The organism is Emticicia sp. (assembly GCF_049241225.1).
GTDB lineage: Bacteria > Bacteroidota > Bacteroidia > Cytophagales > Spirosomataceae > Emticicia.
In genome coordinates, this window is sequence record NZ_JBMLRC010000339.1 from 19,479 (window position 1) to 23,216 (window position 3,738).

Annotated in this window: 3 protein-coding genes; 1 reads left to right on the forward strand and 2 read right to left on the reverse strand. The window is 38.7% G+C overall.

Going from position 1 to position 3,738, the window contains the following annotated elements; translation table 11 throughout:
• Both ACOVO2_RS18105 and pdxH read right to left on the reverse strand, forming a co-directional pair.
• Positions 1-332: GMC family oxidoreductase N-terminal domain-containing protein (locus ACOVO2_RS18105; RefSeq protein WP_421771327.1), on the reverse strand; the 332-nt coding region annotated here is incomplete at its 3' end.
• 132 nt (positions 333-464) lie between these two features.
• Positions 465-1,109: a pyridoxamine 5'-phosphate oxidase gene (pdxH, locus tag ACOVO2_RS18110; protein WP_421771328.1), complete on the reverse strand. Its 645-nt coding sequence runs from the start codon at positions 1,107-1,109 to the stop codon at positions 465-467.
• Positions 1,110-1,242: 133 nt separating this feature from the next.
• Here pdxH and ACOVO2_RS18115 point away from each other — a divergent pair, with 133 nt between their 5' ends.
• Positions 1,243-3,474, forward strand: a complete 2,232-nt coding sequence (locus tag ACOVO2_RS18115) for a DUF349 domain-containing protein (protein ID WP_421771329.1) — start codon at positions 1,243-1,245, stop codon at positions 3,472-3,474.
• Positions 3,475-3,738 lie beyond the last annotated feature (264 nt).

Here is a 3,738-nt window from a genome sequence, read left to right on the forward strand (position 1 = left end):
CCTTTATTTCCAAATTTTGCCCAATCATTATAATCTTCTTTGTTTCCTCGCACATACGCCATGGCGTTGGTCGAGCTACTGCCACCCAAAGTTCGGCCACGTGGCAAATAAATTCTTCTGTTCAATACGTGTTTTTGGGGTTCGGTACTATACCCCCAATCGACTTCTGATTTAAATAGTTTGGCATAGCCAGCTGGAATATGGATTTCCATTTTTTTGTCGGGTCCACCGGCTTCCAATAACAAAACCTTATTATTGGGGTCTTCCGAAAGCCGATTGGCCAACACACAGCCCGCCGAACCAGCTCCTATAATAATGAAGTCGTAACGCATGATTTATAGTTTTTTAGGTTGAAATAAATGCAATTTTGAATGAGTGAATGATAGAATGAGTGAATACAGAAAGAATATATTCTATATATGTTTATTCTATCATTGAGGCATTCGCTCATTCAATCATTAAATTTACGGAGAAAGTCTTTCAATTTTCCAATTGTCACCAACTTTTGTAAACAAAATTCGGTCGTGTAAACGATTCGGGCGACCTTGCCAAAACTCAATTCTCTCGGGATTTACACAATAGCCACCCCAGTGAGCTGGTCTTGGAATAACTTCGAGGTCTTTAAACTCATTTTCCAATTCACTCAGGCGTTGTTCGATAACCTCTCTGCTTTCAATGACCGAACTTTGATTCGATACCCAAGCTCCAATCTGACTACCACGAGGACGTGAGTGATAATACTCATCCGATTCATCGCCACTCACTTTTTCTATACTTCCTTCGATACGTACCTGACGCTCCAAATCTCCCCAAAAAAAAGTCAACGATGCAAAAGGCGTTTCGGCTACTTCATTTCCTTTATTACTTTTATAATTTGTGTAGAAAGTGAAGCCGTTTTCGTCGAATCCTTTCAATAAAACAATCCTTCCGTGCGGTTTTCCCGCCGAAACAGTTGAAAGTGTCATGGCATTGGGTTCTAAAATTTGGGCATTCAAAGCTTCCGTAAACCACTTCTCAAATTGTTTAATTGGATTCTTTAAAACATTTTCTTCTAACAGTTCGTTTCGAGTATATGATTGCCTAAGGGCAGCAACATCTGTTTTATTCATTAGTTTGCAACGTTTTTAAGTTTTTTTTCGTATATAACATATATAAGGAATGAAGTTTTTGAAACCTTCGGTAATTCCTTCATAAATTTATTACATTTGCAAATCTAATGAGAACTTTTTAGAACATTCAAAAATGACCAATAAAGAATTGGATTTGACAGAAAATGCCACGGATGCTACTGCCAACGAAGAAACCCCTTCGGCAACAGTAGAAAATTCTACAGAAAATGTAGAAAGTAAAACCATTGAGGAAACAGCCAAAGATAATATGAACGAGCAAAAAGACACAATCGAAAACGCAACCGAAAATGCGGTTGAAGAAGCAGTAAACACCGTTGAGAATACAGCAACCGAAACAATTGACACAGTTACAGAAGTGGCAAGCGAAACTGTTGCAGAGGTAGAAAGTGTGGCGTCGGAAATAACGGAAGCAGTAGAAAGTACCATCGAAGAAACCCCAGCAACCGAAGCATCTGCTCCAGTAGAAGAGCCAATAGCAGTTGCTCATAGCGAAGATATAATTGCTTCGATTGAGCCATTGGCCGACGAAGCAGAATTGGCCATTGAGCCAATCGAAGAGGTAACTCCTCAAGAAGAAGTTGATTATAGCAGCTTCACCAAAAAAGATTTTGTTGACCTCGGCGAAAAACTTTTGGCGTCAATCAAGGCAGAAGGCGTAAGCGTATCAGATGTAAAAAATGCTGATGTCGTGATGCGTGAAATCAAGCCAATTTTTGATGACCTGAAAGCACGCGAAAAAGCCGAGGCTTTGAAAAAATATATTGCTGATAATGGCAACAACGAAGGTTTCGAATACAAAAACGATAATTACGTTGTTCGTTTCGAATCTTTGAATGCTCAAATCAGAGATGCTAAAAATTCATTCTTCCAAAAAATCGAAAGATTAAAAGAAGATTATTTCGAGCGAAAAACTCAATTATTACAACGCCTCCGTGAAGTGGTTGATGAAGAAGAAAAAGGCGGCACAAAAAGCAACTGGCAAGAATTTAAGAAAATTCAAGAAGATTGGAAAAATGCAGGAAATGTAAATTCTCCGCACAATACCACACTTTGGTCGGCTTATAATGCTTTGGTTGATAGATATTTCAGCATTCGCCATATCCAAAACGAACTCAAAGACCTCGACCGTAAGAAAAACTTTACGGCTAAGGCTGACATCGTTGTGAAAATCGAAGCCATTGCTCAAGGAATCGAAGAAGGCGGTTTGAGTAATACAACGCTACGCCAAGCAAACGATTTGTTGGAAGAATACAAACACATTGGTCCTGCCGCTCGCGAAGCTCAAGATGAACTTTGGAAGCGTCTGAAAGCAGCCTTTGATATTATTCACAACAAACGTCGTGAGCAATCGGCCCAAACAAATCAGTTACAAGAAGAAATCTACGCTGCGAAACTTCGTTTGGTAGAAAATCTTAAACCATACATTGAGTTCAACACCGATAGCATCAACGAATGGAACGCCAAAACCAAAGAGGTAATGGCAATCCAAGACCAGTGGAATGCGATTAAAGGTGCTATGCCAAAAGAAAAAGGAAAAGACATTAGCCGTGATTTCTGGGGCTTGTTGAAAACCTTCTTCCGTAATAAAGGCGATTTCTTTGCAAAATTAGAAGCTCAAAGAGAAGAAAACCTCAAAGCGAAAATTGCTCTTTGCGAACAAGTAGAAACTTTGGTTGCTTCAGAAGATTATTCGGCATCTTTTACTGATAAAGTAGTTGAACTTCAAAAAACTTGGAAAACAATTGGCCACGTTCCAGAAAAAATGAAAGATAAAATCTACGAGCGATTCAAAAAAGCTTGTGATGAGTTTTTCAATGGAAAACGTGCTAAAGGCAACGCCATCGAGTTAGAATACGAAGAAAACTTGAAGCAAAAAATTGCTATCTGTGAAGAAATCGAAGCTTTGGCTAAGAGTGGAGATACGCAACTTGGTAAACTTTCTGAGTTCAAGGCTCAGTACAATGCCATCGGTTTTGTACCTCGCAAAGAAATGCAAAATATCCAACGCCGATTTGTTGATGCCATTAATTCATTCGTGAAAGGTAGCACAGGCATCAGCGGTGCAGAGAAAGAGAAAATGGTACTCCAAAACGAAGTTGAGGTCGTAACCAAAGGCGATAAAGGCGGCTCGAAAGAGTTGGATAAAAAAGAAAACGATATTCGTCGTAAGATGAAAGCCATCGAAGATGATATTCATTTGTGGCAAAACAACATCGAGTTCTTTGCTCGTTCTAAAAATGCGGCTTCGGTTCGTGCAGAATACGAAACCAAAATAAAAGGAGCAGAAAAAGAACTTGCTGAATTAAAACAAAAATTAAAAATTATCATCGCCGCTGGCGAGTAATTCATACAAAAAATAGAGGTATCGGTAGGTGCCTCTATTTTTTTTGAAAAATTTTTACTTTTTAAATCACTGACTTCCAAATACTTACCTCAAAGTTGTGCAAAAAGCTTAAAAAAAGTTTATAAAACACTTGCGTAATATTTAATATCACACTAATTTTGCACCACAATAACAGAGAGACGAACACAATTCAAAACTCTTTATAGTAAATTGCCTCCATAGCTCAGCTGATAGAGCAACTGACTTGTAATCAGTAGGTCGCTG